This is a genomic window from Aliirhizobium sp. YIM B11859 (assembly GCF_057163345.1).
In genome coordinates, this window is the sequence record NZ_JBXHAY010000004.1 from 56,482 (window position 1) to 81,109 (window position 24,628).

At 60.5% G+C, this 24,628-nt stretch carries 21 protein-coding genes; 6 read left to right on the plus strand and 15 right to left on the minus strand.

Features of this window, described 5'->3' with window-relative positions; all coding sequences use genetic code 11:
- Nucleotides 1–89: 89 nt before the first annotated feature.
- The 7 genes from AC2GXZ_RS16735 to AC2GXZ_RS16765 form a co-directional block, all read right to left on the minus strand.
- Nucleotides 90–629 carry a RidA family protein gene (locus tag AC2GXZ_RS16735; protein WP_483760320.1) on the minus strand — a complete coding sequence of 180 codons (540 nt, stop codon included), beginning with the start codon at nucleotides 627–629 and terminating at the stop codon, nucleotides 90–92.
- Nucleotides 593–1,936: an amidase gene (locus AC2GXZ_RS16740; protein WP_483760321.1), complete on the minus strand. Its 1,344-nt coding sequence runs from the start codon at nucleotides 1,934–1,936 to the stop codon at nucleotides 593–595. Before AC2GXZ_RS16740 ends, AC2GXZ_RS16735 begins: the two co-directional genes overlap by 37 nt.
- Nucleotides 1,933–3,207 (minus strand): MFS transporter, encoded by a 1,275-nt coding sequence (locus AC2GXZ_RS16745; protein ID WP_483760322.1) that lies wholly within the window; start codon nucleotides 3,205–3,207, stop codon nucleotides 1,933–1,935. Before AC2GXZ_RS16745 ends, AC2GXZ_RS16740 begins: the two co-directional genes overlap by 4 nt.
- Nucleotides 3,208–3,419: 212 nt before the next feature.
- A complete protein-coding gene (locus AC2GXZ_RS16750; RefSeq protein ID WP_483760323.1) occupies nucleotides 3,420–4,196 on the minus strand; it encodes an isochorismatase family protein in 777 nt (258 codons plus the stop codon).
- Between the two features lie 34 nt (nucleotides 4,197–4,230).
- Nucleotides 4,231–5,229 (minus strand): ABC transporter substrate-binding protein, encoded by a 999-nt coding sequence (locus tag AC2GXZ_RS16755; RefSeq protein ID WP_483760324.1) that lies wholly within the window; start codon nucleotides 5,227–5,229, stop codon nucleotides 4,231–4,233.
- 59 nt (nucleotides 5,230–5,288) lie between these two features.
- Nucleotides 5,289–6,149 (minus strand): ABC transporter permease, encoded by an 861-nt coding sequence (locus AC2GXZ_RS16760; RefSeq protein ID WP_483760325.1) that lies wholly within the window; start codon nucleotides 6,147–6,149, stop codon nucleotides 5,289–5,291.
- Between the two features lie 28 nt (nucleotides 6,150–6,177).
- Nucleotides 6,178–6,972, minus strand: a complete 795-nt coding sequence (locus tag AC2GXZ_RS16765) for an ABC transporter ATP-binding protein (protein WP_483760326.1) — start codon at nucleotides 6,970–6,972, stop codon at nucleotides 6,178–6,180.
- A gap of 410 nt (nucleotides 6,973–7,382) precedes the next feature.
- Here AC2GXZ_RS16765 and AC2GXZ_RS16770 point away from each other — a divergent pair, with 410 nt between their 5' ends.
- Nucleotides 7,383–8,357 (plus strand): LysR family transcriptional regulator, encoded by a 975-nt coding sequence (locus AC2GXZ_RS16770; RefSeq protein WP_483760327.1) that lies wholly within the window; start codon nucleotides 7,383–7,385, stop codon nucleotides 8,355–8,357.
- A gap of 99 nt (nucleotides 8,358–8,456) precedes the next feature.
- Here AC2GXZ_RS16770 and AC2GXZ_RS16775 read toward each other — a convergent pair whose 3' ends face one another.
- Complete coding sequence (locus AC2GXZ_RS16775; RefSeq protein WP_483760328.1) at nucleotides 8,457–8,867, minus strand: hypothetical protein; 411 nt, start codon at nucleotides 8,865–8,867, stop codon at nucleotides 8,457–8,459.
- Between the two features lies 1 nt (nucleotide 8,868).
- On the opposite strand from AC2GXZ_RS16775, the gene AC2GXZ_RS16780 reads away from it, so the two are divergent.
- From AC2GXZ_RS16780 to AC2GXZ_RS16795, 4 genes are read left to right on the plus strand one after another with little or no spacing between them, the layout of a single operon-like run.
- The gene (locus tag AC2GXZ_RS16780; RefSeq protein WP_483760329.1) at nucleotides 8,869–9,345 is read left to right on the plus strand and encodes a hypothetical protein; all 477 of its coding nucleotides are present in this window, start codon (nucleotides 8,869–8,871) and stop codon (nucleotides 9,343–9,345) included.
- A gap of 32 nt (nucleotides 9,346–9,377) precedes the next feature.
- On the plus strand, nucleotides 9,378–10,133 hold the full coding sequence (locus AC2GXZ_RS16785; RefSeq protein ID WP_483760330.1) for an efflux RND transporter periplasmic adaptor subunit: 756 nt from the start codon (nucleotides 9,378–9,380) through the stop codon (nucleotides 10,131–10,133).
- Between the two features lie 3 nt (nucleotides 10,134–10,136).
- A complete protein-coding gene (locus AC2GXZ_RS16790) occupies nucleotides 10,137–11,519 on the plus strand; it encodes an efflux RND transporter periplasmic adaptor subunit (RefSeq protein WP_483760331.1) in 1,383 nt (460 codons plus the stop codon).
- Nucleotides 11,516–13,711: a site-2 protease family protein gene (locus tag AC2GXZ_RS16795; RefSeq protein WP_483760332.1), complete on the plus strand. Its 2,196-nt coding sequence runs from the start codon at nucleotides 11,516–11,518 to the stop codon at nucleotides 13,709–13,711. The genes AC2GXZ_RS16790 and AC2GXZ_RS16795 overlap by 4 nt, the downstream gene beginning before the upstream one ends.
- A gap of 33 nt (nucleotides 13,712–13,744) precedes the next feature.
- Here the strand turns inward: AC2GXZ_RS16795 and AC2GXZ_RS16800 are convergent, their stop codons facing one another.
- From AC2GXZ_RS16800 to AC2GXZ_RS16825, 6 genes are all read right to left on the minus strand, one after another.
- Nucleotides 13,745–15,172: a gamma-aminobutyraldehyde dehydrogenase gene (locus AC2GXZ_RS16800; RefSeq protein ID WP_483760333.1), complete on the minus strand. Its 1,428-nt coding sequence runs from the start codon at nucleotides 15,170–15,172 to the stop codon at nucleotides 13,745–13,747.
- Nucleotides 15,173–15,186: 14 nt separating this feature from the next.
- Nucleotides 15,187–16,002: an ABC transporter permease gene (locus AC2GXZ_RS16805; protein WP_483760334.1), complete on the minus strand. Its 816-nt coding sequence runs from the start codon at nucleotides 16,000–16,002 to the stop codon at nucleotides 15,187–15,189.
- The gene (locus AC2GXZ_RS16810) at nucleotides 15,992–16,954 is read right to left on the minus strand and encodes an ABC transporter permease (RefSeq protein WP_483760335.1); all 963 of its coding nucleotides are present in this window, start codon (nucleotides 16,952–16,954) and stop codon (nucleotides 15,992–15,994) included. The genes AC2GXZ_RS16805 and AC2GXZ_RS16810 overlap by 11 nt, the downstream gene beginning before the upstream one ends.
- Nucleotides 16,951–17,937, minus strand: a complete 987-nt coding sequence (locus tag AC2GXZ_RS16815; protein WP_483760336.1) for an ABC transporter ATP-binding protein — start codon at nucleotides 17,935–17,937, stop codon at nucleotides 16,951–16,953. The genes AC2GXZ_RS16810 and AC2GXZ_RS16815 overlap by 4 nt, the downstream gene beginning before the upstream one ends.
- 111 nt (nucleotides 17,938–18,048) lie before the next feature.
- Nucleotides 18,049–19,209, minus strand: a complete 1,161-nt coding sequence (locus AC2GXZ_RS16820) for an ABC transporter substrate-binding protein (protein ID WP_483760337.1) — start codon at nucleotides 19,207–19,209, stop codon at nucleotides 18,049–18,051.
- Between the two features lie 147 nt (nucleotides 19,210–19,356).
- The gene (locus AC2GXZ_RS16825) at nucleotides 19,357–20,265 is read right to left on the minus strand and encodes a LysR family transcriptional regulator (RefSeq protein ID WP_483760338.1); all 909 of its coding nucleotides are present in this window, start codon (nucleotides 20,263–20,265) and stop codon (nucleotides 19,357–19,359) included.
- A 285-nt stretch (nucleotides 20,266–20,550) separates the two neighbouring features.
- On the opposite strand from AC2GXZ_RS16825, the gene AC2GXZ_RS16830 reads away from it, so the two are divergent.
- Complete coding sequence (locus AC2GXZ_RS16830) at nucleotides 20,551–23,316, plus strand: M16 family metallopeptidase (RefSeq protein WP_483760848.1); 2,766 nt, start codon at nucleotides 20,551–20,553, stop codon at nucleotides 23,314–23,316.
- 208 nt (nucleotides 23,317–23,524) lie between these two features.
- On the opposite strand, the gene AC2GXZ_RS16835 is transcribed toward AC2GXZ_RS16830, so the two are convergent.
- Nucleotides 23,525–24,580 carry an Ldh family oxidoreductase gene (locus AC2GXZ_RS16835; RefSeq protein ID WP_483760339.1) on the minus strand — a complete coding sequence of 352 codons (1,056 nt, stop codon included), beginning with the start codon at nucleotides 24,578–24,580 and terminating at the stop codon, nucleotides 23,525–23,527.
- Between the last annotated feature and the right edge of the window lie 48 nt (nucleotides 24,581–24,628).

Consider the following 24,628-nt stretch of genomic DNA (forward strand, 5'->3'; position numbering starts at 1 on the left):
GCCCGGTTTGTGCGGTGCAATGTACCTAGACGTGTCCTGCCACATGCCGGGAAGTTTCGGCAATCATTACAAATCTGTCCAGTGCAGGGCTAGCTGTTGAGTTCTATGATGGCGTCTACCTCCACCAGGGCATTGGCCGGCAGGCTGGAAACGCAGACTGCCGTGCGGGCGTGCCGGCCCGCGTCGCCATAAAGATTGATGAACAGTTCGGAGGCGCCATCGGCGATTTTCGGGCCGTCCGTGAAACCGGCAGGGGCCGAGACGAAAGCGCCCAGTTTGAGGATCGCCGAAACGCTGTCCAGCGATCCCGTTGCTGCCCGAATGCCGAAAAGAAGGTTCAGGGCACACATTTCCGCGGCCTTTTTGGCTGTCGCGAGATCATAGTCCGGTGCGACCGGGCCGAAATATTTCGGCACGCCGTTCCATTCGCAAATCTGGCCGGCCAGGAAAAGCAGGTTGCCGCTTTTCCTGAATGGCAGGAAATTGGCGCGGGAAGGGGCGCCGTCCGGTAAAGACAGTCCCATTTGAGCAAGTCGATCCTCTATCGTGCCGCTGGCTGAAACCATCGTCCCTGCGCCCCTTTTATCCGTTGTTACTTGGCAACCGAAACATGCCATTGGGTGAGCCATGCCGCCAGACCGAAAAGGGCGGCATCCTCATCCTTGCGGCCGATGACCTGCAGTCCGAGCGGCAAGCCCTCGTCGGCAAGCAGCGGCAGGGTCAGCGCCGGCGCACCGATGATCGACGCCGGAATATTGAAGCCCGGATCACCGGTGCTGATAAGGCCGACCGGAGCCGCGCCGGTCGCCGCAAGCGTGATGGCACCGTCTGCCTTTGCGGCGATCCGGGCAAAGGCATCGCGCAGCGACTGTCGTTGTTGAAGCGCCTCGACATAGTCGTTCTGTGTCAGTGTTCTCGCCTCGTTGAAGCGTGCGGCGGTGACCGGATGGACCTTGCCTGCATCCTTGCGCAGATACCCGGCCGTCGGCCAGCGGTTTTCCCAGGACAGGATAACGTTGGACAGGGAGCGGACGTCCTCGATCATCCGCTCGAAGGCCTCGACATCGGCATCGGTGCTGCGATCGATGAGCTCGATGCCGGACGCTGCAAGTCCTTCGATGACGCTTTCGAAGGCGGCGCGAGCGCCTGATGTTACGCGGTTCCAGCCATCGGTCTGCAGCACGAGGAGACGCTTCGGTGACTGCGCACCCGGCAGATTGGCCGGGCCTGTCAGGCCGCGATAGCCGGGATCGCCGCCGACCCGGGTGACGATCGCCTTGGCCGACAGCCAGACGTCTTCCAGTGTCGTGCCGATCACGCCGACGCAGCTGTGGCTCAGGTGGTCGTAGGATCCGCTGCGGTTGATGCCGCCGGTGCTCGGCTTGAAGCCGACGCATCCGCAAAAGCTCGATGGCCGCAATGTCGAGCCGACGACCTGGCTGCCGAGCGCGAGCGGCACGAAACCGGCACCGACGGCGGCCGTCGATCCGCTGCTGGAGCCGCCGGGCGTGCGCTTGGGATCATGCGGATTGGTCGTCTGTGCAAAGGTCGGTGAGGATGCAAATTCGGTCGTCGTCGTCTTGCCGAGGATGATGGCGCCTGCGTCCCGCAAAGCCTGGACCGTAGCGGAATCGCGCCCACTTTTGAACCCTTCCCACATGGGTGACCCCTGGCCGGTCGGCATGTCGACGGTTTCGATAATGTCCTTGATGCCGACCGGCATGCCGTCGATGGCGGAAAGCGGTTTGCCCGCCGTCCAGCGATCCGTCGATTCCTGCGCCTCGCGACGCGCGCGCTCGATGTCGATCGTCACGAATGCGCGTACCACGTCCTCGCTTGCGGAAATCTTCGACAGGCAGGTTTCGAGAAACTCGGCGGGGGATGATTTGCCGCTGAGGAAGTCGGGCGCGAGGGAGACATAGGAAGGCGAGGTCATGCGATCTGATCCTTTTTGCTGTCGTGAGTGATGGGAAGCGCCTGAACAGGCGGGGTGATGGAGATCGGCTGTCCTCTCGCTATGGCGAAGGCAAGGCCGGCGATCGCCATCAGAAGGGCATTGGCGATCAGGCCTCCGGCGGAACCGACCGAGCCGAAATCCGCAACGCTGCCGATCATGATCGGACCGATGACGAAACCCGCGTCGCCGAAGGTGCGCATCAATCCCATTGCCGGGCCATATTGCCGGACCGGTACGATCTCCGCGATATAGGCGGCTGTCGCAGGTCCGTTCAGGCCTCCGCCGATGCCGAGAACGGCGATGCCGATCCACAGCATCGCGACGCTATCACCGAAAGCGATCCAGATCAGTCCGATGGCGGTCACGATCGTCGAGGCGAATGTCAGACGACGGGCACCGTACCGATCAACCAGCATGCCGGTCAGCGGCAGGGTGGCGAAATTCATCGCCGCAAGCATGCTGAGCGCAAGTCCGATCTCGTCGACGCCCATGGCGTAACGCTCATGCGCCATCAGCGGGATTGCCTGCCATTGCGAGGCAGTGCGGGTGAAGAAGACGCCGAAATTGATGACGCAGGCCAGCAGGAAAGGCGGATCGCGAAGCACCGACAGGGACGCAGCCCGGGTTTCGGGCGCCGTGTTCGTAGGCGCTGCGGCCTCGACGGCACTGGCCGTCTGGTCGAGCATGGACCAGGCGATGAAAAGCGCCACGATACAGACCAGAGCATAGGCCCAGAACGGCGCGGAATAACCGAAATGGCTGGCGAGGATGCCGCCGATGGCAGGCCCAAGCCCGGTGCCGAGCAGCATGCCACCCTGATAGAGCGCCATCAGACGTCCGCGTTCTCCGGGCTGTGCCAGCGTCGCGATCGCGGCGCTCGAAACCGTCATATAGATGCCGGAGCCGATGCCCTGGACAAAACGCGCAATCAGCAGCGTTTCGAGATTGGTGGCGAGTGCGGCGACGATCGAACCGACGACGAGAATGGACGGTCCCGCCATCAGCAGAGGCCGGTGGCCGAGCCGCTGGGACAGGATGCCCGCCGGAATGTTGATGATCAGCCGGCCGACGCCGAAAAGCGTGATGATCATGCCGGCCATCGTCGCCGATGCGGAGAAGGTGGCGGCATAGACGGAAAGAATGGGAGAGACGAGGCCGACACCGGACATGATGAAGGTGGTGAGAGCCACCATGGCCGCGATCTGCGGATTGCGCCACAGAGGCGAGAGAAAAAGCAATATCTGGCGCATGGTCACTCTATCGATCGGCCGACACTATTGAACATGATCCGGCACGGTTATTCGCAAATTCACCCGGCACGGCTTGGGAGAGCCATGCTGAGGCAGGTGTCGCGTCATTAACGCGACACCGGTTTCAGGCCGTCGTCCGGCAGGGGCGGCCCCGATGGGGGACGCCTATGTCGAAATCCGACTTACGGAGGATTTCCGACCCGGCCGAGGCCTCAGGCGGATTTTGCCAGGACGGGTGTCAGATGCGGTACCTTGACGGAGGAGCCGGCGGGCAGGTTGAACTGGCCCTTCTCGATCGTGTCGAAGAACGAGAGGATCTCCTCGGTCTTCACCACATCGGCATATTTGGCATTCATGTCGCAGAGGTTGATGGCATGGCTTGCCTGGCTGCGGTCGAAGCAGGCTTCCTCGGCGACGGCGACACGGTAGTTGAGGCTGAAGGCGTCCAGCACGCTGGCGCGCACGCAGCCCGATGTCGTCGTGCCGGTCATGATGACGCTGTCGCAGCCGAGCAGCGTCAGATAGGAGGCGAGGTTGGTGCCGAAAAAGCCGGAAGGCTTTTGTTTGTAGACCACGATATCGCGCGGACCGGGCGCGATATCGGCAACGATCTCGTTGCCGTCGAGGTTAGATGCCGGCAGCGTGTCCTCCTTGGAGCGGTTGTTCTTCCAGCTCCACGAGCCGGCGTCCCAATTGTCGTCGCGCCGAACACCGGTCGTGTAGATGACGGGGATTTCGCGCTCGCGAGCCTTGTTGATCAAGGCCTGGAGGTAAGGCATCGCTTCCCAGGCATCCTCGCCGCAGGAATTGCGCCAGCGCTTGATCGCCTCCAGGATCGGCTCCGGCTTTTCGGAGCAGAAGGCCCAGTTGACGTCGATGATGATCAGCGCCGGCCGTTTGCCGAAGCCGCCGCGGGCGCCGTAACCGGATGCCGCAAAAACTTCCTTGTCGCGTTCGGTGAGAAACTTGTCCCAGATCCGTTCGGTCATGTCTTTCTCCTCAGTTGTGCATAGGGCGCGCGGTTCAGAGCGAGGGCTTGACGCTTTCGAAGATGCTCATGTCGATAATGTCGGCATAGGGAACATCCTGCTTGAGGATGCCGGCATCCATCACCACGGCCTTACCGGTCGTCCAGGATTCCGGCGTGATCGAGCCGTCCGGGCTCCACATCTCATCGGCGAACGAACGGTCCAGCGTCGCCTTCAGATCGACAAGCGACATGGTGGGGAATTCGAGGCGTGCGATCTCGGCCGCTTCCTCGTGATTGTCGTTGGTGAACTTGAGGCCTCGGGCCACGGCCTTGACGAAGCCGCGTACGAGTTCGGGATCCTTGTCGATCGACTCCTTGCGGACGTTCAGCGTCGAATAGGCATAGGGTCCGAGTTCCTTTGGGACATTGTAGAAGGGCTCGCCCCACAGGCCTTCACGAATGCCGGCCGTCAGCATCGGTTCGGTGACGACGCCGATATCCGCCTGCTTGGTCTTCAAGGCTGCGAGCGTGCCGGCGGATGCGGTGATTTCCTGAACCGTGACGTCCTTCTTGAAATCGAGGCCGGCCTTGTCGAGCACGTAGCGGGTGATCGAATTCGGCGTGCCGCCGAAGGCGCCGGTGGCGATGTTCTTGCCTTTGAGGAATTCGCCGATCTTGCCGTCGGTCGGCGGCGTCAGGCCGGTGCGGGCGACGAAATAGACGTTGCCGCGATTGACGACGTTGACGACGGCGCGCAGTTCCGCGCCCTTGGCCTTGGCGAAGGCATCGTGCTCGGGGCCGCCGATAAAGGCAAAGGCCTGCTTGGTCAGTACCGCATTGGTATGGGCGCCGCCGCCTTCCACCGTCATGATCGTCGCGTTGATGCCTTCATCCTTGAAGTATCCCTTGCGGACCGCGACGTAGAGGGGCAGGTAGCCAAGGCTGTGCAGCGGCTCTGCAACCACGATGTCCTTGGTTTCGGCATGAGACGTGCCTGCAAAAGAGGTCAGTCCCATCATGAGTGCGGCAGCTATTCCCGTTATTTTTTTCATTGAGAGCTCCATACGTTCTGGTTTTTAAGGGGCGTTCAGGTTTTTGGGGGTGGGCGAAATCAGTGCATCACGCCCTTCCGCAGCTTCTTTTCCAGCCACGAGACGGTGACGTACATGGCGATCGAGAGCAGCGAGAGAACCGTGACGGCGACCCAGACAAGCGCGATTTCATAGGTCTGGCCGGCATAGAGGATGGTGCGGCCAAGGCCGTATTGGGAGGCGATGAATTCGCCGACGATCGATCCCGTAAGCGCAAGGCCAATATTCACGCGCAGGACGGAAATGATCCAGGGCAGGCAGGACGGCACAACGAGCTTGGTGAAGACCTGCCAGCGATTGGCGCCGAGCGAATAGAAGAGCCGCTCGGAATCCTTGTCCACCGCCTTGACGCCGGCATAGGTCGTCAGCGTCGAGACGACGAGGGTGAGCGCCATGGCGATCGCCACTTTGGAGGCGAGCCCCATGCCGAAGACCAAGATGATCAAGGGCGCCAAGGCCAGTTTCGGCAGCGATTCGAAGCAGATGATGTAGGGCTGGGCGATCGCTGCGTAATTCTTCGACCACCAGAACGAAAGCCCGATCGCCGACCCGGCAAGGGTGCCGAGGAAAAAGCCCATCAGCGTCGAGCGGAAGGTAAAGGCGATGTCGGTATAGGCGCTGCCGGAGGCGAAGAAGATCTTTGCCGTTTCCCAGACCGACGAGGGCTGCGACCAGAAGAAAGCATCGATCAGGCCGATCCGCGCACCGATTTCCCAATAGGCGATGAGGGCTGCCACGATGCCGACCTGGACGAGGGCAATGATCCAGGTGGGCCATTCCTTGGCGACAGGCAGTCTGCGGTATCGCCGGGGGCGTGCCGCCGGTTTGGATGATGATGAGGAGGAAATGGCGATCGGGCTGGAAGTGGTCGTGTCCGTCATTTTTGATATCCTGGCGCTGAGGTCGGGTTCAGACAGCTTCTGCGAGCTCTGGCTGGACGTATTGCTGGTTCAGCAGGTCCATGCATGTCTGCTTCATCGAGATGAAATCGGCATGGTTGACGATCGAACGCGGCCGCGGGCGTGGAAGCGTTACGGTCATTCTTTCAATCACCCGGCCGGGCCGTGTGCCCATCACGCAGACCTCGTCCGACAGATAGATGGACTCGTCGACGTCATGGGTGACGAAGATGACGGTCTTGCCGAAATCGGCCCAGATCTGCAGAAGCCATTCCTGCATCTGCGCCTTGGTCTGCGCATCCAGCGCACCGAAGGGCTCATCCAGAAGCACGATATCGTTTTCGAGAAGCAGGGTTCGCAACAGTGCCGCGCGCTGGCGCATGCCGCCTGAAAGCGCACTCGGGTACTGGTTTTCGAACCCTCCCAGCCCGTAGCGCTTCATATAGGGGAGAGCCCGGTCGCGCGCCTCGCGTGCCGGTACTCCCTGGATTTCCATGCCCAGCACGATATTGTCGAGGACGGTACGCCATGGCAAAAGCAGGTCCTTCTGCAGCATGTAGCCAACCCGCCCGATCGTGCCTGTCGCATCATCATTGTCGATCAGGACGCGGCCTGCAGACGGGATCTGAAGGCCTGCGACGATGTTGAAGATCGTGCTTTTGCCGCAGCCGGACGGGCCGATCAGGCTGACGAATTTTCCCGCTTCGATCTCGAGATTGACCGGTGCCAGCGCCTGGAAGGACCCCGCCTGCGTATTGAACGTCATGGACAGGTCTTCGAGCCTGAGTTTCGATGCATAGGCCATGGAAATCTCTCCGTAAAACAGGGCGCCTGAACGGCGCAGGAATGCTGTCTTTGGGCGGGCGTCGAAAACCGGAAAGTCGTATTCGGTTCTGCTAATGACCCAGCCCATGTTTCACGGATACCGTTGCAAAGCCTGTGCCATTATTTTTTATCCAATTAAATCAGGTGGATGTCTGTCTCTCTCGTGCCATTTTTCATCTTTCCTGGCTTATGGCTTGCAGGCGGGTGTCGGTAATCGGGAGGGATCATTCTGCGTGGCGTAGGAGATGCCTCGTATATAGGCACTTCCGGAGCTGATTTTTGTCTAGAAAAATGATTTTAATCAACGGCTTGTTTGTCGATATTAGTTTGACTAATAGGTGATTGAGGCCATTGATCATCTGCGCGTCATCGGTGAAAGCGACTGGAACTATGAAAGCGCCACATGCGAAAGAAAATGTGGGTTCGCTCGATCTGCGAGCCCTGCAGATCTTTATCGCGGTATGCAATATGCGCAGCATGTCGAGAGCCGCCGAGCAGCTTGGCATAAGCCAGGGTGCGGTGTCGCAGCAGATCGCAAAGATCGAAACCAATTTCGGTTTGAACTTTTTCGACCGGCGCGGGCGGGATCTGGCAATCCTGCCTGCAGGCACAAACCTTCTGTTTCATGCCAGACGCATTCTTCAGGACGTCCGGCTTTGCGAGCAGTCGCTGCGCCGCTTCAACGGTTATGCCTATCCCAGCCTCTCGGTGACAATCGTCAACACGATGAGCAAGATACTTTCGCCGCCGATTATCGAGGCGTTGGATGGAATGGTTGAGAAAATCCATCTGCAGACATCTGTCAGTTTATTGCATGACCAGGAGATTTTGGCCGACAGAACCGATATTCTGATTTCCGCTCTTCCGTTCGATCCGGAGATTTACGAGATCCACCAGATTGCCAGCGAGCCCCTGGTCCTATTGACGCCAAGCGGGTTCTTTCCGCAGTCGGCGGAGGTCAATCTTGCGGAATTGGCGCGCGGTCTTCCGTTTGCTCACTTTTCAGATCGGCGGCGGATTGGCACCCTGGCAAATGGCTATCTGACAAAAGTCATGGGTTTTGTGCCTCGTTCGCTCGAGTTCGATCAAACAGCGACGATGATCGATGCCGTGCGCCGTCGAGCCGCTTGGGGCATCGCCACGCCTTTTTGCCTGTGGGGCTCAGATGTGTCGGCCGAGGAGATAGATGTGTGCGCCTTGCCACCACCTGCGCCGTATAGAGCCATCAACCTTATCACCAAGCGCGAACGTTTTGGTAGCATGCCGGCGAAACTGGCTGCAAACTGTCGAGCTCATATCAAAAGTGTGGTGCTCAGCGAGTTGGCTCCACTCGTGGCATCCGAGCTCATGCCGACAGTCGTCTAGATCAAGTTCGCGCTTCGAAGAAAAGCGAAGGTGATCTGACGGCAGGCGCGTTACATCCCGGACCTTAACCCGGGGACAAATGCGCAAGGGGTTCGGGGTTCAGCGGTCGGGCAATTCGCTCCACTGCCGAAGTGCCTGACCGAGCATCGAGACATCGTTACCATTTATGTTGGCGGCGGCGAGCAGATGATCCGAGAACATGCCGGGGCCGAGATCGGTGCGGCGGTCACTGGTATGGTCGAGGATTGCACCGGTATGCAGATCGATGCGGATCGTGTCGGAAATCGCGCCGTCCGAGGAGTTGCCGTGGATGCGCAGGTCGATGAACTGCAAACCTGCCGGCGGGCGGCCGATGACGAGGCCCTGACGGGTCGGCTTCAGCCAGTCGGGTAGCGGCCTTCCGTCTGCCAGCGTCACGCCGAAGGCGGCATTCTCGACGTCCCCATCAGATGACGGCATGATGTAGAGATAGTTCATTGCCACCAATGACTGGCTGTCCTGGGGCGCCAAGGTGAGCTTCAACGCGATGAAGCTTGCAAGCCTGCCGGCGGTGACCGACAAGATCGATGCACAGAAGGAAGTTCTGGATGCGCGGGCGCTTTCTGTTGCCATGGCAATCATGACGCAGGTCCATATCAGCCGCATCCGTTACGCCCATCTCAACAAGTCATACGGCACGGCGGCCGCGCTTTCCAATGTTTCGCACCGGATCCTCAAACAGGTCCGCGACGAGACGACGGCGCAGCGGACGAGCGAACAGATCCTCATCCGCGAGGAAATGAACGCGCTTCTGGCCGATGCCAAGCTCGATATGGCCTATGCCGACCTGCAGAACGCCTATGCCAATATCTATGCATCGCTCGGCGTCGATCCTTTCCCCACGGGGCTTTCGACCCGGTCCAGCGTCGACCAGATCGCAGTGCAGTTGAGGACCATGTGGACCGATACGGGTGGGCCGGCAAAAATCGAGGTCGCCGCCGCCAAATGATGGCGTCTGGATCATAGCGTAAGGAGTGCGTCATGCAGACATGGAATGTAAAGCGTCTTGTCCTTGCGGCACTTGTGAGCACCATCGCGGGCACCGGTCCGCTCCATGCGCAGCAAGGCGGCGAGACGCTGCGCGGCATCGTCCGATCCGTCAACGAGGCAATGATCGGAACGGACTTGATCTTTCCGATCGCGTCTCTGCCCTTCCGCGAAGGGCAGAGTTTCATGAAGGGTGATATTCTCGCCGCCTTCGATTGCAGCGATCTGGAAGCACAAGTGAAATCGGCTGAAGCCGTGCTACGGGCTGAAACGATCACCTTTGAAAACAACGCGAGGCTTGCCCGATCGAAGGCCGTCGGCACGTTCGAAGTGGCGCTTTCCGGAGCAAAGAGGGATCAGGCAGCAGCCGAACTGGAGGCCTATCGAAGCAAGATGTCACGCTGCGTCATCCGGGCGCCCTATGACGGCCGGATCGCCTTCATGCGCGCTCACGAACACGAAACACCCGAACCGAACCAGCCGCTGATGCAGATCGTCAGCGAGGGGGATCTGGAGATCGAGACGCTGCTGCCCTCAAGTTGGCTCCGTTGGCTGAAGCCGGGAACGCCGTTCGGCATCACGATAGATGAGACCGGCGAGAAAAAGCAGGCCCAGGTCTCCCGTATCGCCGCGATCGTCGATCCGGTCAGCCAGACGGTGAAGGTGACCGGGCGTTTTACCGGCGACACGAAGGGCATCCTGCCGGGCATGAGCGGCCCGACCGCGTTCAGCCCCGCATCGGGGGGATAGGCGATGGAACAGAATATCAAGGCCACACTTCGCCCGCCGCAGGCAACCGCTGCCGCTGATGCCGGAGGCGCTTCAAGAGGATATGAACTGCTTTTGAAGGTAGAGGCGGAGGCCCGGCAGGCACAGACGGTGAGCGAACTTGCCTTCCTTATTGCCAACGAAACAATCCGCATCACCAAATGCCGGCAGGTTTTTGCATTGGCCGGTCGGGCGGAAAATCTCACGGTAAAAGCCGTCACCTCGATCGGCGGCGTTGATCGCAATTCGCCGCGGATACGCTGGGTAGAGGCGATGGCGCAGTTGTTGCGTGCCGACAAGGGGCTTGCTGCGGCCTGCGATTTCACGCTGCCCGCCTATTGTCCGCCGGGCGACGACGAACATGCGAGCTATCCCTATCGTTTCATCGCCTGGCTGCCGCTCAAACTGCGGGACGGCACGGTATTTGGTGGCATGCTGCTGGCGCGGGAAATGCCTTGGGCCGAGCAGGATCTGCTGATTGCCCGGCGGCTTGCCGGCACATATGCACATGCCTGGGCCGCGCTTGCCGGCGAGCGGAGATTGAAGCGGCGTATCAAGGTGAAGCCGCTGCTTGCCGCGGGGGCTATTGCCGCGATCGCGCTCGGCTTTTATCCGGTTCCGCTCACCGTGCTGGCACCGGTGGAAGTGGCACCGATCGCGCCGCGCATCATTGCCGCGCCGATGGACGGGGTGATCGACAGCATCATCGTCAACCCCGATCAGGTAGTGAGACAGGGCGAGCCGCTGTTGAAGATGTCCGACGTTATGTTGCGCAACGAGCTTGCGGTCGCCGAACAGGATGTACGCGTCGCCGAAGCCAAGCTGATGCAGGTGACGCAGGGGGCCGTCGCGGACCCCAAATTGCGGGCCGATATTGCCGTTACTCGTAGCGAGCTGACGGTGGCGGCCGCCAAGCGCAACTACGCCCGTGATATGCTGCAGCGTTCCGACGTGCGGGCGCCGGCAGACGGTATCGCCATCTATACCGACCGGCGCGACTGGGTGGGCCGGCCGGTGACGACCGGCGAGCGGATCATGGAAGTGGCCGATCCAAACCGGATGCAGCTACGCATCGATGTTCCGGTGGCCGATGCGATCGCCGTTTCCAAGGGCGCCAAGGTTCGGGCATTTCTCGATTCCGACCCGCTCAATCCGGCGGGCGCGAAGGTGGTCGCCGCATCCTTCGAGGCCCGGATGATCGAGGGCGATGTGCTGGCCTATCGTATCTATGCGGCACTGGATGATGAGCCACACACGATGCGGCTCGGCATCCGCGGGACGGCGCAGATCAGCGGCGAGAAGGTGGCACTTGCCTATTACCTGTTCCGCAAGCCGATCTCGGTCATTCGCCAGCGGTTTGGGCTATGACGGCCGGCCAACCCCAGATCAGTCCGGCGCAAATCGGCCCGGCCCAGATAAGCCAGGCCCAGATCGGTCAGCCTCAGGACCCGCCGCTGCCGGCATTGCGGCAGGACCTGCAGATCATGCGGGTGGGGGCGAGCTATTCCGGGGCGCCGACCTGGGTGATCTTCGATCCGATCCGCAACCGGTTTTTTCGCATCACCTATGAGATGTTCCAGCTGTTGAGCTTCTGGAATGTCAGCCGCACGGTCGGCAATCTGTTGAAGGCGGTGAATGCCCGTTTCATCGAGCGGATGTCGGTGGACGATATAGGCACCGTCGTGCGCATGCTGGAGCACAATCTCCTGCTTGTCGAGCCGACCCGCGGTGCCTGGCGGGCGCTGCATCACAAGGCGCAGCCGCGCCATTCGCTGATGATGCGGCTCATCCACAACTACCTGTTCTTCAAGATCCCGCTGGTGCGGCCGGAACGCTTCATCCGCGCCACCTGGCCACATGTCGCCTTCCTGTTCAGCAAGGTCTTCTGGTGGATCACGGCGCTTGCGGGATGCCTCGGACTTTATCTTGTGTCCCGCCAGTGGGATGCCTTTATCGGCACCTTTCCCTTCGTCTTTTCGATGGAAGGCGCGGCGATCTCGATCCTGTCGGTGGTATTCATCAAATGCCTGCATGAGCTTGGCCATGCCTATGTGGCGCACCGGTTCGGCTGCCGCATCCCGACCATGGGTGTCGCCTTCATGGTGATGGTGCCGCTGCTTTATACGGATGTCAGCGATGCCTGGAAGCTGAAGTCGCGATGGCAGAGGTTGAGGATCGATTCCGCCGGCATGCTGGTGGAGCTGACGGTGGCGGCCTATGCGTTGCTTGCCTGGGCTTTCGTACCGGACGGGCCGCTGCGCAGTGCCGTCTTTGTGCTGGCGGCGACCGGCGTCGTCTTGAGCCTCGTCGTCAATCTCAATCCGTTCATGCGGTTCGACGGCTATTACATCCTGGCGGATATGCTCGGGGTGGAAAACCTGCAGCCGCGCAGTTTTCGGCATATGCGCTGGCGGCTGAGGGAGTTTCTCTTCCGCCCCGGTTATCCCGCGCCGGAAAGCTTTCCGCCGAAGCTGGATGTGATCCTGACGGCCTACGCTGTTGCCACCGCAATCTACCGGCTGGTGCTTTATCTCGGCATTGCGGTTCTGGTCTATCACTTCACCATCAAGCTCGTCGGCATTCTGCTGTTCATGGTGGAAATCGGCTTTTTTCTTATTCGCCCGGTCGTCATGGAAATGAAGGAGTGGTGGGCCATGCGTAGCGATATACTAAAAAGCCGCCGCAGTTACGTGACGGGTGCAATCCTGCTGACGTTGATCCTTCTGGCCTTCCTGCCGCTTTCGACCCGCATCATGGCGCCGGCCATCATCTATCCGCAGCAATTCGTGCGGCTTTATCCGCAGGAGCCAGGACGGGTCGAACGTCTGGAGATTGCAGCCGGCGAAGCGGTGAAGAGCGGCGACGTGCTGTTCGTCATCGACGCGCCGCAGATCAACGAGGAACTGAAGATCACCGATGTCGAGATTGAGCTTGCGCGCTCGCGTCTTGAGCGGGTTGGCGCCAATGCCGATGATCTTTCCCAGCGCAGCATCATCGCCAGCCAACTCGGCAGCCTGCTGGCCCGAAGGCAAGGGCTTGAGGAGCGCAAGGCGACGCTGATCGTCAGGGCACCCTTCGATGGTCGGGTCACCGAGATCAATCCCGACATCCTGCCCGGCCAATGGGTTGGGCGCAGCGAGCAGATCGCCTTCCTGTCTGCGGGTACGGGTTCCGTCGCGCGCGGATATGTGGCCGGCAATGACAGTGCGCGGCTCACTGTCGATGCCTCGGGCTGGTTCGTACCGGATGATCTCTCCCAGCCGCGGGTGCCGGTGACGCTCTCGGCCATCGCAGAATCCGGCGCACGGGAAATCGATGTGCCGCAGCTTTCATCGCGTTATCACGGTGCCGTCGCCGTTCATCCGGTCACCGAAGGAAAACGGCAGAGACTGGTGCCGGTCTCCGCCCAATATGCCGTTGTGGCGACGATTGGCGACGAGACCTTTGCCCCGGCGCGATCGGTTCAGGGCGTGATGCTGATCGACGGGCGCGGCGTCAGCTTTGCCGAACAAGCCTGGCGCCGGGTGCTGACAGTGCTGTTCCGGGAAGCCGGTTTCTGAGTTCTACCGGACGGCATATGGCCGGGTTTTTGCTCAGCCGTGATTGATCATCACATGCCGCACCGCCGTATAATCCTCCAGTGCATAGACAGACATGTCCTTGCCGTAACCCGATTGTTTCAATCCGCCATGCGGCATCTCATTGACCAGCATGAAATGCGTATTGATCCAGGTGCAGCCATATTGAAGGCGGGCTGCGGTTTTCATGCCGCGGCCAATATCCTTGGTCCAGACGGACGAGGCGAGACCATAATCGCTGTCGTTCGCCCAGTTGACCGCGTCTTCGACATCGGAAAAGCGGGTAACAGAAACGACCGGACCGAAAACTTCGCGGCGAACGATCTCGTCTTCCTGGGTCGCGCCGGCAATCACGGTCGGCGTAAAGAAGAAACCCTTGTCGCCAGCTGTTTTGCCGCCCGTGGTGATTTCCATATGCTTGTGCTCGGAGGCCCGCGCCACAAAACTTTCGACACGGTCGCGCTGGCGTTTCGAGATCAACGGGCCGATCTCGTTTTCGGTATCGTCTGCCTGATTGAACTTGATGCTTGAAACCGCAGAAGTAAGGTCGGCGACGAATTTGTCGTAGACTTTCGCATGCGCATAGATCCGGCAGGCGGCGGTGCAGTCCTGGCCGGCGTTGTAATAGCCGAATGTGCGAATGCCATGGACCACTGCGTCGATGTCGGCATCATCGAACACGATCACCGGTGCCTTGCCACCCAGTTCCAGATGCGTGCGTTTGACCGTTTTGGCCGCTGCGGCGAGCACCTTCTTGCCGGTCGCGACATCGCCGGCGATCGACACCATGGAAATCTTTGGATGATTGATCAATGCATTGCCAACGCTTTCACCGCGACCCAGCACGACGTTCACCACACCCTCGGGCAGGATATCGGCAAGCAGTTTCGCCATCTTGAGCGCCGTCAGCGGTGTCTGCTCCGAAGGTTTGAAGACGACCGTATTGCCGCCGGCGATCGCCGGAACCAGCTTCCAGGCCATCATCATCAACGGGTAGTTCCAGGGCGCGATCGAGCCGATGATGCCGATTGGATCGCGTCGGATCATCGATGTGTGGTTCGGCATATATTCACCGGCCACCGGGGCATGAAGGTTGCGCACCGCACCGGCAAAAAAGCGATAACAATCGACGATTGCTGGAATTTCGTCATTCAGCACCGCATTGATCGGCTTGCCGCAGTTAAGCGCCTCAAGCGTGGCGAAACTTTCCGCATCCTTCTCGATCGCATCGGCAATCTTCAATAGGTAACCGGAACGCTCACCGGGCGTAGTATGTGCCCAGCTGCCGAATGCCTTTTCTGCGGCATCTACCGCCGCATCGATCTGCGACAGCGAGGCTTCTGGGAGATCGAGGACGGTTTCGCCGGTCTTCGGGTTGAGAACATGTTCCTCGTATTCCGTGCCGGCTTCGAAACGCGCGCCGATCAGCATCTCGGTGTCCATCGGTGTCTCCCTTGTCATTTGTTGGAACCGGCGATCTGGTCGCCGTCGCGGGTGAGGTAATAGGCCGCCAGGATCGGCAGGAAGGTGACGAGCACCACGATCATGGCGACGACATTGGTGACCGGGCGCTGGCGCGGCCGGATCAGTTCCTCCAGCATCCAGATCGGCAGGGTCGATTGCTGGCCGCCGGTGAAAGTGGTGACGATGACCTCGTCGAAAGAGAGCGCGAAGGCCAGCATGCCGCCGGCAAGCAGCGCCGTGCCGATATTCGGCAGGATCACATGCCGGAAAGTCTGGAAGCCATCGGCGCCGAGATCCATCGACGCCTCGATCAGCGAGCCGGACGTGCGGCGGAAGCGGGCAACCGCATTGTTATAGACGACCACGACGCAGAACGTCGCGTGGCCGAGCACGATGGTCCAGACAGAGAAAGGGATGTCCAACAGGCTGAAGGCCGAGCGAAGCGCGATGCCGGTAATGATGCCCGGCAGGGCGATCGGCAGGATGATGAGCAACGAGATCGCTTCGCGGCCGAAAAAGCGCGTCTGGCTGACGGCGGCCGCGCAAAGCGTGCCAAGGACAAGTGCGATGGCCGTCGCGATACAGGCGACCTGCACGGACAGGCCGAGCGCCGACCAGACATCCGATCTGTTCCAGGCAACGCCGAACCATTTCCATGTCAGCCCCGGCGGCGGCCACTGATAGCTCTTTTCCTCGGTGGTGAAGGCGTAAGCGAAGATAAGCAGGATCGGCAGATGCAGGAAGAGCAGGCCAGCGCCGGCGGCGATCTTCAGGGGCAGGGGGGAGGAGACACCATGATCAGAGCGCATCGAAAGCCCCCATGCGTTTTGCAAGCCACAGATAGATGCCCATGATGACGATCGGCACGACCGAGAAGGCCGCGGCGAGCGGTACGTTTCCGGCTGTTCCCTGTTGCGCGTAGACGGCCTGGCCGATGAACAGACGCGATGAGCCGATGATCTGCGGTATGATGTAATCACCCAATGTCAGTGAGAAGGTGAAGATCGAGCCCGCGATGATGCCGGGCATGGCGAGCGGCAAGATGATGGTGAGGAAGGCCTGGCGTGGGTTTGCACCGAGATCGGCCGAGGCCTCGATCAGATTGCCCGGCACCCGTTCAAGCGCCGCCTGCGTCGGCAGGATCATGTAGGGCAGCCAGATATAAACAAAGACGATGAATGTGCCGAGATAGCTGACCGACAGTGAGTTACCGCCAATGACCGGTAGCGCCAGCACACCGTCGAGCAGCCAGGCACTATGAAATTTCGCGAAGAACCAGGTGACGATGCCTTCCTTGGCGAGGATCAGCTTCCACGCATAGACCTTGACGAGATAGCTCGACCAAAGCGGCAGCATGATGCCTAGGTAAAACAGTGCCTTCCATTTTCCTTTGGCATAACGTGCTGCGTAATAGGCCATCGGGAAGGCGATGAGCGCCGATGCGGCGGTAACCAGTGCCGCCATCAGGACTGTCCGCAGGATGATATCGAAATTGGCAGGGCTGAGCAGCTGGGCGTAAGTTGCCAATGTCGGCTCGTAGCTGACCATGCCCGAGAAATCGTCGATCGCGAAGAAGCTCTGTAGAAGCAGGGCGATCAGCGAGCCGATATAGATGATGCCGAGCCAGAGCAGGGGAGGCGTCAGCATCAGGAAAAGCAGAAGTTTTGGATGTCTCCAGAGCGCGTCCGACAGCACGCCGGCAAATCCGCTGCGACGGGGCAGGATCGATGTGGCGTGCGTCTCCATGCCGAGTATCGTCATGCGGCGTCATCCAGATAATGCAGGTCGCCATTCTGCCAGGCGAGGCGCACCGGCGCGCCGACATCCGGAACGCTTGCGCCAGCCGGCAGCGTGACGTGCAACCGCAGCCCGCCAAGATCGACCGCCAGCCGGGTTGCCGCCCCCATGAAACTGGCATTCTCGACAACGGCTTCCATGCCGGTGTCGGCGAGCCTGATTGCTTCGGGCCTGAGGCTTGCCCAGCGTTTCTCGCCGCCGAGGGCTGCCATCCTATCGGGCGGGATGACGTTCGACGAGCCGACGAAATCGGCGATGAACCGCGTTTTCGGCCGGCGGTAGATATCCTGCGGCGTACCATGCTGGACGATGCCGCCATTGTTGAAGACCGCCACCCGATCAGCCATGGACAACGCCTCGCCTTGGTCGTGGGTGACAAAGACAAAGGTGATGCCGAGCGCTCGCTGCAGGGTCTTCAATTCCTCCTGCATCTGTTCGCGCAGCTTGAGATCCAATGCGCCGAGCGGTTCGTCGAGCAATAATACTTTGGGCTTGTTGACCAGCGCACGGGCAAGCGCCACACGTTGCCTTTGGCCACCGGAGAGTTGGGCCGGCCGGCGGGCGCCGTAACCCGGCAGTTTGACCAGTTCCAGCGCCTTTTCCGCCTCGCGCAACCGTTCGGTTTTCGGTACGCCTTTCACCATCAGCCCGTAGGCGACGTTGTCGAGAATGGTGAGATGCGGGAAGAGCGCATAGTCCTGAAAGACGGTGTTGACGTTGCGGCGATAGGGCGGAACGCCGTCGGCCCGCTCGCCGAAGATTTCCACATGGCCCGATGTCGGCTGTTCGAAACCGGCGATCAGTCTGAGGCATGTCGTCTTGCCCGAGCCGGAAGGCCCGAGCATGGCGAAGAATTCACCGGGAGCGATTTCCATATCCACTCCATCGACGGCGCGGACCGGCCCGAAATGTCGGGCGACCTTGGAGAATGAGACGGCGGGGGGCATGGCAGCTCCGGGATTGATCATCTGTCGCAAAGTCGGCGTGACGCGCTTGGGCGGCACCTCTCCCCAACAGAGGGAGAGGTCAGAATAAAACGCATCCTTGCATGTCGAGACTTATCGGCCGCCGATCACGCCGATATAATCCGAGACCCAGCGATGATAGGGCACGCATTCGCTCTGCGATGTGCATTTGGCGACGGGCGTGCGCCAGAATTTGATCTTCTCGAAATGGTCGTAACCATTGCCGTTGCAGCCTTCGTCGGTGAGGAGTTCATTGCCTTTGCAGGCGGCAGGAACCGAAGGAACAGCGCCGAACCAGGCTGCCGCATCGCCCTGCACCTTCGCCTTTAACGAATGCTCCATCCACATATAGGCGCAGTTTGGATGCTCGCTGTCGGCATGCAGCATGGTTGTGTCGGCCCAGCCGGTTACGCCTTCCTCGGGGAAGGTCGAAGCGATCTTCTGCTTGTCGGCCACCATCAGGTTGACCTGAAACGGCCACGAGCCCGAGGCGACGACGCCTTCGTTCTTGAAGTCGTCGACCTGGATCATAGCGTCGTGCCAGTAGCGCGAAACCAGCTGACGCTGGCCACGCAGCAGATCGAGTGCTGCCTTGTACTGGTCTTCGTTCAGCTCGTAAGGGTCCTTGATGCCGAGATCCGGCTTGTGCGCCATCAGGTAGAGCGCTGCGTCGGCAATATAGATCGGTCCGTCATAGGCCTGAACGCGGCCCTTGTTGGATTTGCCGTCGGGAAGCGTTTCTTCCTCGAACACAACCTTCCAACTAGCCGGTGCCTTATCCTTGAAAGCATCGGTATTGTACATCAGCACATTCGGGCCCCAGAGATAAGGGACGCCATAATGGACGCCCTTGACTGTATGCCAGGGGGCATCCTGCAGGCGCTTGTCGACCGTCTTGAAGCTCGGGATCAGATCGGTGTTGATCGGCTGGACGCGCTTGCCGGCAACAAGCCTCAGCGAGGCGTCGCCGGATGCGGTGACGAGATCGAAACCGCCTTCGTTCATCAGGGCCACCATCTCGTCAGAAGTGGCGGCGGTCTTGACGGAAACCTTGCAGCCGCTTTCCTTCTCGAAATCTGAGACCCAGTCGTAAGCCTTGTCGGTTTCGCCGCGCTCGATATAACCGGCCCAGGCGACGATGCTGACAGCACCTTCCCCCTTTCCAATTGCCTTCAAAGGTTCTGCGGCGACGACTTGGGTGACGAAGCTGAGGCTCGCCACGGTAACGGTGCATGCTTTCAAGAGATGCTTCATCGTTCGTCTCCCGGTTCGGTGCCGCTTTTGCGGCGTTTTGTTCCCGAACGAAAAGGTGACGACCAAATTGCGTTTTCGCAAATTCATTTATCAGAAACGCGGTATCGGAAAATCCGATGGCTTGCCTGTCGCCGTGGTTGCAATTTCCTATCGGTTACGGCCAGAGCGCATGTTTTCGGCAACCGCAACGAAATCGCGGGCGGATTGCGGCAGGCTTGAGCCCTTACGCCAGACCATACCGACCTGCACAACCGGCAGGGAACCCGACACGTCCCGACTTTCGATCCGGTCACCTTCCAGCGACCAGGGGCGGTAGACGAGATCCGGCAAGAGGGCGACCCCGGCACCGGTGGCGACAAGGCTGCGAACCGCCTCCACGGAACGGGTGCGGAAGGCGACATGCGGGCGGGCGCCGAGTGCGCTCAGAAGTTTGCCGGTATTTTCCTCGATTTCATCGACGGTGAGCATGATCAGTGGTTCGCGGGCGATATCGGCCACTGAGATGATGTCGGCGGACACCAGCGGATGGCCGAGCGGAAGCCAAAGGCGATAGGGTGAGGTCTCCAGAATTTCTGCCTGCAATGCCATGCGGTCGCGAAGGTTTGAGATGACCATAACGGCAACATCCAGCTCGCCGCCGACCAGAAGATGTTCCAGATAACCGCCATTGTCCTCGATCGCGGTCACCTCGATATTCGGGCAAGCGCGACGATAGCGGGCAAGCATGTCGGACAGAACATAACCGGCAACCAATGACGTGACACCGATATTCAGCGTGCCGGGTGCCGCATCGCGTCCACCGCCGAAGCTGTTGCGCGCATCGGAGACGGTAGACAGAATATTCGTCGCATGCCGCAGAAACTGGTGGCCGTTATGGGTGATCGACAGGCCGCGCGGATGGCGCTCGAACAGCGTCACGCCGAGATCCGTTTCCAGTTCCTTCAACGCCTCGGTTACGGAAGATTGCGAGATCGAAAGGCTCTGGGCTGCACGCGTGACCGACCCCTGTTCGGCCACGGCGACGAAATACTGGAGCTGGCGGAGCGTGAAGGCCATAGCCGTTTAGATCACGCCGCCGCGCCCCGCTGCAATACGTTATCGATCACGGCGCAAGATCTACGCATATGTGGAGATAGCGATCGCCCTGCGTCTCCCGGCACGTTATTCGGCTCTTAGTCATTCGGTCGCATAGGTCTTGCCGTGAGATGCAGGTTTTGAAATATCTGTCCCGACCAGATCCCACTTGCTGCCGGAATCCGAATGTTCTTTACATATATGATGCGCTCCACCTGCCAGGGTCTCGTTGCCTTGGTTGTCATAGCCGCGAGTGTCGGGCTGCCAATGCCGGCGCAGGCGGATGGTCCGGTCCAAGCCTGGCCGCAGGTGCAGAGCGACCTTCCGGCCGATCCTGGCGTTAATTTCGGCACGCTGCCGAACGGCATGCGATTTGCGGTCATGCACAATGCAACGCCTTCGGGGCAAGCGGCCATTCGTTTTCGCATCGGCTCGGGTTCGCTCGATGAGCAGGACAACCAGCAAGGATTGGCGCATTTTCTCGAACACATGGCCTTCAAGGGCTCCAAACATGTCGCCGAAGGCGAGATGATTCGTATCCTGCAGCGCAAGGGACTGGCTTTCGGGCCGGATACCAATGCGCACACGTCCTATGGCGAAACCGTCTATTCGCTGGATCTTCCGAAAGTCGATGCCGATACGATTTCCACCGGGCTGAACCTGATGCGCGAAACGGCCAGCGAGCTGACGCTCGATGCCGGCTCGTTCGACCGGGAGCGTGGCGTCATCCTGTCGGAGGAACGGCTGCGCGATACGCCACAATATCGTGCGGGGATGGGCGTGATGAATTCCTGGCTTTCGGGCCAGCTCGTCACCATGCGTTCGCCGATCGGCAAGACCGACATCATCAGCAGCGCTCCCGTCGATCTTCTGCGTGACTATTACCGCGCCAATTATCGACCTGACCGCGCCACGCTGATCGTTGTGGGCGACGTCGATCCGGCAGCGCTCGAAACCGAAATCCGGCAGCGTTTCGGTGATTGGCAAGCGACCGGTCTCAATCCGGCAACACCTGACCTTGGCACGCCCAAGTCCAAGGGCGAAAGTTTTGACGTGATCGCCGTTCCGGGCACCACGACAAGCGTGCAGATCGCCTGGACACGGCCGTTCGACAAGGCGCGCGATTCGGTTGCCAAGCGCCGTGAACAGTTCGTCGAGGATCTCGGCCTGCTGGTGCTGCAGCGCCGGTTGAATACCCTCGCCAGCAAGGCCGACGCCCCGTTTATCGGCGCGAATACCGGATCGCAGGATGTGCTGAAGTCGGCTCATATCGTCTTGCTCACTGCGAACGCGGAGCCGGACAAATGGCAGGCTGCACTTGCGGCGATTGATCAGGAACAGCGGCGTATCGGAGAATTCGGCGTCAGCGAAGCGGAGATGAAACGCGAGATCGTCGAATACCGCTCGGCCTTGCAGGCGGCTGCCGCCGGTGCAGCAACGCGCACCACGACCGACCTCGCGTCGATGCTCGCAAGCAGCGTTGACGACGACCAGGTTTTCACCTCGCCGGCGGATGATCTGGCACTGTTCGAGACGATTACCGCACAGATCACCGTCGCTGACGTCAACCAGGCGCTGCAACACAGCTTCTCCGGCAATGGCCCGCAGGTGGTGCTGCAGGCTGCTCAGGCGCCGGAGGGGAATGTCGATGCCGTCCGTCGCGCCTATGAAACATCCCGGGCGGTCGGCGTCTCAGCGCTTTCAAATACCGACGACGTCGTTTGGCCTTATAGCAGTTTCGGTGAGCCCGGCGCCGTTGTCGAGCGCCGCAGCGTTGACGATCTGGGTGTGACGATGGTGCGCTTTGCCAATGGCGTGCGGCTGACGATCAAACCGACAAAACTGCGTGCCAACGAGATACTGGTCCGCGAGCATATCGGTCGAGGCCGGATGGGGCTGCCGAATGACCGCCCCATGCCCACCTGGGCTGCGCCCGCGGTCCTGCTGTCGGGCACAAGCCGGATCGATTACGAGGATATCCAGAAAGCCTTGGCGGCGAAAATCGTCGGCATCAATTTTTCGGTCGGCGAAGGTTCGGTGAGTTTCGATGGTCAGACGCGGCCCGAGGATCTTGAGACACAATTGCAGTTGATGGCTGCCTACACCGCCGATCCTGCCTATCGTGCCGAGGCCTTCAAACGGATTCAGCAAGCCTATCTTGGCAGCCTCGACCAGTATGGGGCGACGGCCGGGGGCGTGCTCGGACGTGATTTTGCGAGCCTCACCCATTCCGGTGATCTGCGGTGGGCCTTTCCTGATCGCGAACGGCTTTCGGCTGCAACGCCATCCGATTTCGAAGGCCTTTTCCGGCCGTTGACCTCACAGGGTCCGATCGAAATCATCATCGTCGGGGATGTGACTGTCGAAGACGCGATCCGTCTGGCGGCCGGAACCTCCGGTGCCTTGCCGCCCCGTCCGGAGCAATCGGGCGAGCCGGCCGGGGTTCGCTTCCCCAATGCCTCCGCGCAACCTGTCACCGAAACGCATAACGGCCGGGATGACGCTGCTGCCGTGGTCGTCGGTGCTCCGATCGGCGATCAGCTATCCGATATTCCGCGTTCTTTCGTCGCCAATATTTCGACCCAGATTTTCAGCAACCGGCTGCTCGACCAGTTTCGGATTGTTGAAGGGGCGACTTACAGCCTGCAGGGGGATGCCGATCTCTCGCGGGATATCCCAGGCTACGGATATTTCTATATTTATGCCGAAACGACGCCGGACAAGGTGAGCGGGTTTTACGCGCTGGTCGACAAGGTTGCCGCCAATCTCGAGACAGACGCCGTGTCAGCAGACGAACTTGCCCGCGCCCGTCAGCCGATCGTTGAAACACTGAAACGCCAGCAGCAGAGCAACGAATATTGGGCCGGATCGCTGCGACAGGCGCAAACCGATCCGCGCCGGCTGGACCGCGTCCGCGAGAGCCTGAGCGGTTACGAAAAGGTGAGCATCGATGATGTCCGCGCGTTTGCAAGGACGTATTTCCAGCCCGGCAAGTTCTGGAAACTGGAAATCCTGCCATCTGCTGTGCGGTAACTGCGAACGTCAATTGATAGGTAAATCACCGCCGCCAGAGGATTTTCAAGCTGATCTGAACCCGCCGGCGTCGGGCGGGTTTGGTCATCGGAGGACAGACATAATCCGGTCGGGCTGCATTTGCCCCTGCGCCTGCTTTAACGCCGCAGGCGAGGGCAGGTGTGTCGCCTCGCCACCCCTCAGACGCAATCCGGGCAATAGCGACGCCTCAGGCTGCCGCGGCCACGGGTTCGACCCCGAGACGCTCGGCGTCCCGCAGCAGCTTTTCCCAGGTGAGATCGGAGACCGTGACGCCTTTTGCCAGCGCATTGCGCCGTTTGGCGGCGGCGCTGTCTCCCGGCATGCGGACCGTACCCGTGTTCCATGAGGCTGGCGGATTGTCTCGGCAAGCAGCCGCCATCCAGTCGGACTGTTCGGTAAAGGCGTCGAGGCCGGCGAAAAAGGCCGGATCGGTGACCTGCAGATAGGCACTCTGCGACAATGGCCCGGCTTGGGTATTGGCGCGTCCCTTGCCGGAAAGTCCCTGTCCCATCAGCTCGACCATCAAACCGAGGCCGAAACCCTTGTGCCCCTTGGACTGGCCGCCAAGCGGCATCATCGAACCGCCCCGTTCGGTGATCTCCTTCGGATCGTCGCTGGGCTCGCCGGTGGCCGTCACTGCCCAGGCTTCGGGAAATTTCTGGCCGGCCTTGGCAAGGTTCTGGGTCATGGTGGTTGTGGTGATCGAACAGGAAACGTCGATCAGGATCGGATCGGAGGATGTCGGAAAACCCGCAGCCATCGGGTTGGGCGTCAGAAGCGGTTTCGTGCCACCATAGGGGGCGACGCGGCTGGCGGCGGGATTGGAAACCGATAGCTGTACGATAAGACCGCGGTCGGTGACCTGGCGCATGAAGGCAGAGAGCGCGCAGGTGTGGTGACAGTTGCGGATGGCGGCAGAAACGACGCCGAAATCGCGCGCCCGCTCGCAGGCCTGGTCTAGCGCTTCGGTCAGCAGCCACGCGCCGGGAAGCCGGTTTCCATCCCAGACAAAAGCCGCACCGCGATCGTTGATCACTTCGTAGGAGCCGGACTTGGCAAGCGATCCGTCTTCGAGAGACTCGACGTACCAGTGCAGCAGGCTGACCCCGTGGGTCTCGTGGCCGATCATGTCGCCTTCGACCAGAATGGCGGCGGTCGCATCGGCCTTGTCGGCCTCCATGCCGGCACTGGTCAGCAGGCGATAGGCAAAATCGGTCAGGGCATCGCGGTCTATATGTGGCATGGGTCAATCCATCAAATATGCATTTCGGTCGTCGCGCGAAGGGGCAGG

Coding starts and splice junctions, on each gene's coding strand:
- AC2GXZ_RS16735 (WP_483760320.1), bottom strand. CDS start 629: ATGGCTCACCCAATGGCATGTTTCGGTTGCCAAGTAACAACGGATAAA.
- AC2GXZ_RS16740 (WP_483760321.1), bottom strand. CDS start 1,936: ATGACCTCGCCTTCCTATGTCTCCCTCGCGCCCGACTTCCTCAGCGGC.
- AC2GXZ_RS16745 (WP_483760322.1), bottom strand. CDS start 3,207: ATGCGCCAGATATTGCTTTTTCTCTCGCCTCTGTGGCGCAATCCGCAG.
- AC2GXZ_RS16750 (WP_483760323.1), bottom strand. CDS start 4,196: ATGACCGAACGGATCTGGGACAAGTTTCTCACCGAACGCGACAAGGAA.
- AC2GXZ_RS16755 (WP_483760324.1), bottom strand. CDS start 5,229: ATGAAAAAAATAACGGGAATAGCTGCCGCACTCATGATGGGACTGACC.
- AC2GXZ_RS16760 (WP_483760325.1), bottom strand. CDS start 6,149: ATGACGGACACGACCACTTCCAGCCCGATCGCCATTTCCTCCTCATCA.
- AC2GXZ_RS16765 (WP_483760326.1), bottom strand. CDS start 6,972: ATGGCCTATGCATCGAAACTCAGGCTCGAAGACCTGTCCATGACGTTC.
- AC2GXZ_RS16770 (WP_483760327.1), top strand. CDS start 7,383: ATGAAAGCGCCACATGCGAAAGAAAATGTGGGTTCGCTCGATCTGCGA.
- AC2GXZ_RS16785 (WP_483760330.1), top strand. CDS start 9,378: ATGCAGACATGGAATGTAAAGCGTCTTGTCCTTGCGGCACTTGTGAGC.
- AC2GXZ_RS16790 (WP_483760331.1), top strand. CDS start 10,137: ATGGAACAGAATATCAAGGCCACACTTCGCCCGCCGCAGGCAACCGCT.
- AC2GXZ_RS16795 (WP_483760332.1), top strand. CDS start 11,516: ATGACGGCCGGCCAACCCCAGATCAGTCCGGCGCAAATCGGCCCGGCC.
- AC2GXZ_RS16800 (WP_483760333.1), bottom strand. CDS start 15,172: ATGGACACCGAGATGCTGATCGGCGCGCGTTTCGAAGCCGGCACGGAA.
- AC2GXZ_RS16805 (WP_483760334.1), bottom strand. CDS start 16,002: ATGCGCTCTGATCATGGTGTCTCCTCCCCCCTGCCCCTGAAGATCGCC.
- AC2GXZ_RS16810 (WP_483760335.1), bottom strand. CDS start 16,954: ATGACGATACTCGGCATGGAGACGCACGCCACATCGATCCTGCCCCGT.
- AC2GXZ_RS16815 (WP_483760336.1), bottom strand. CDS start 17,937: ATGCCCCCCGCCGTCTCATTCTCCAAGGTCGCCCGACATTTCGGGCCG.
- AC2GXZ_RS16820 (WP_483760337.1), bottom strand. CDS start 19,209: ATGAAGCATCTCTTGAAAGCATGCACCGTTACCGTGGCGAGCCTCAGC.
- AC2GXZ_RS16825 (WP_483760338.1), bottom strand. CDS start 20,265: ATGGCCTTCACGCTCCGCCAGCTCCAGTATTTCGTCGCCGTGGCCGAA.
- AC2GXZ_RS16830 (WP_483760848.1), top strand. CDS start 20,551: ATGCCGGCGCAGGCGGATGGTCCGGTCCAAGCCTGGCCGCAGGTGCAG.
- AC2GXZ_RS16835 (WP_483760339.1), bottom strand. CDS start 24,580: ATGCCACATATAGACCGCGATGCCCTGACCGATTTTGCCTATCGCCTG.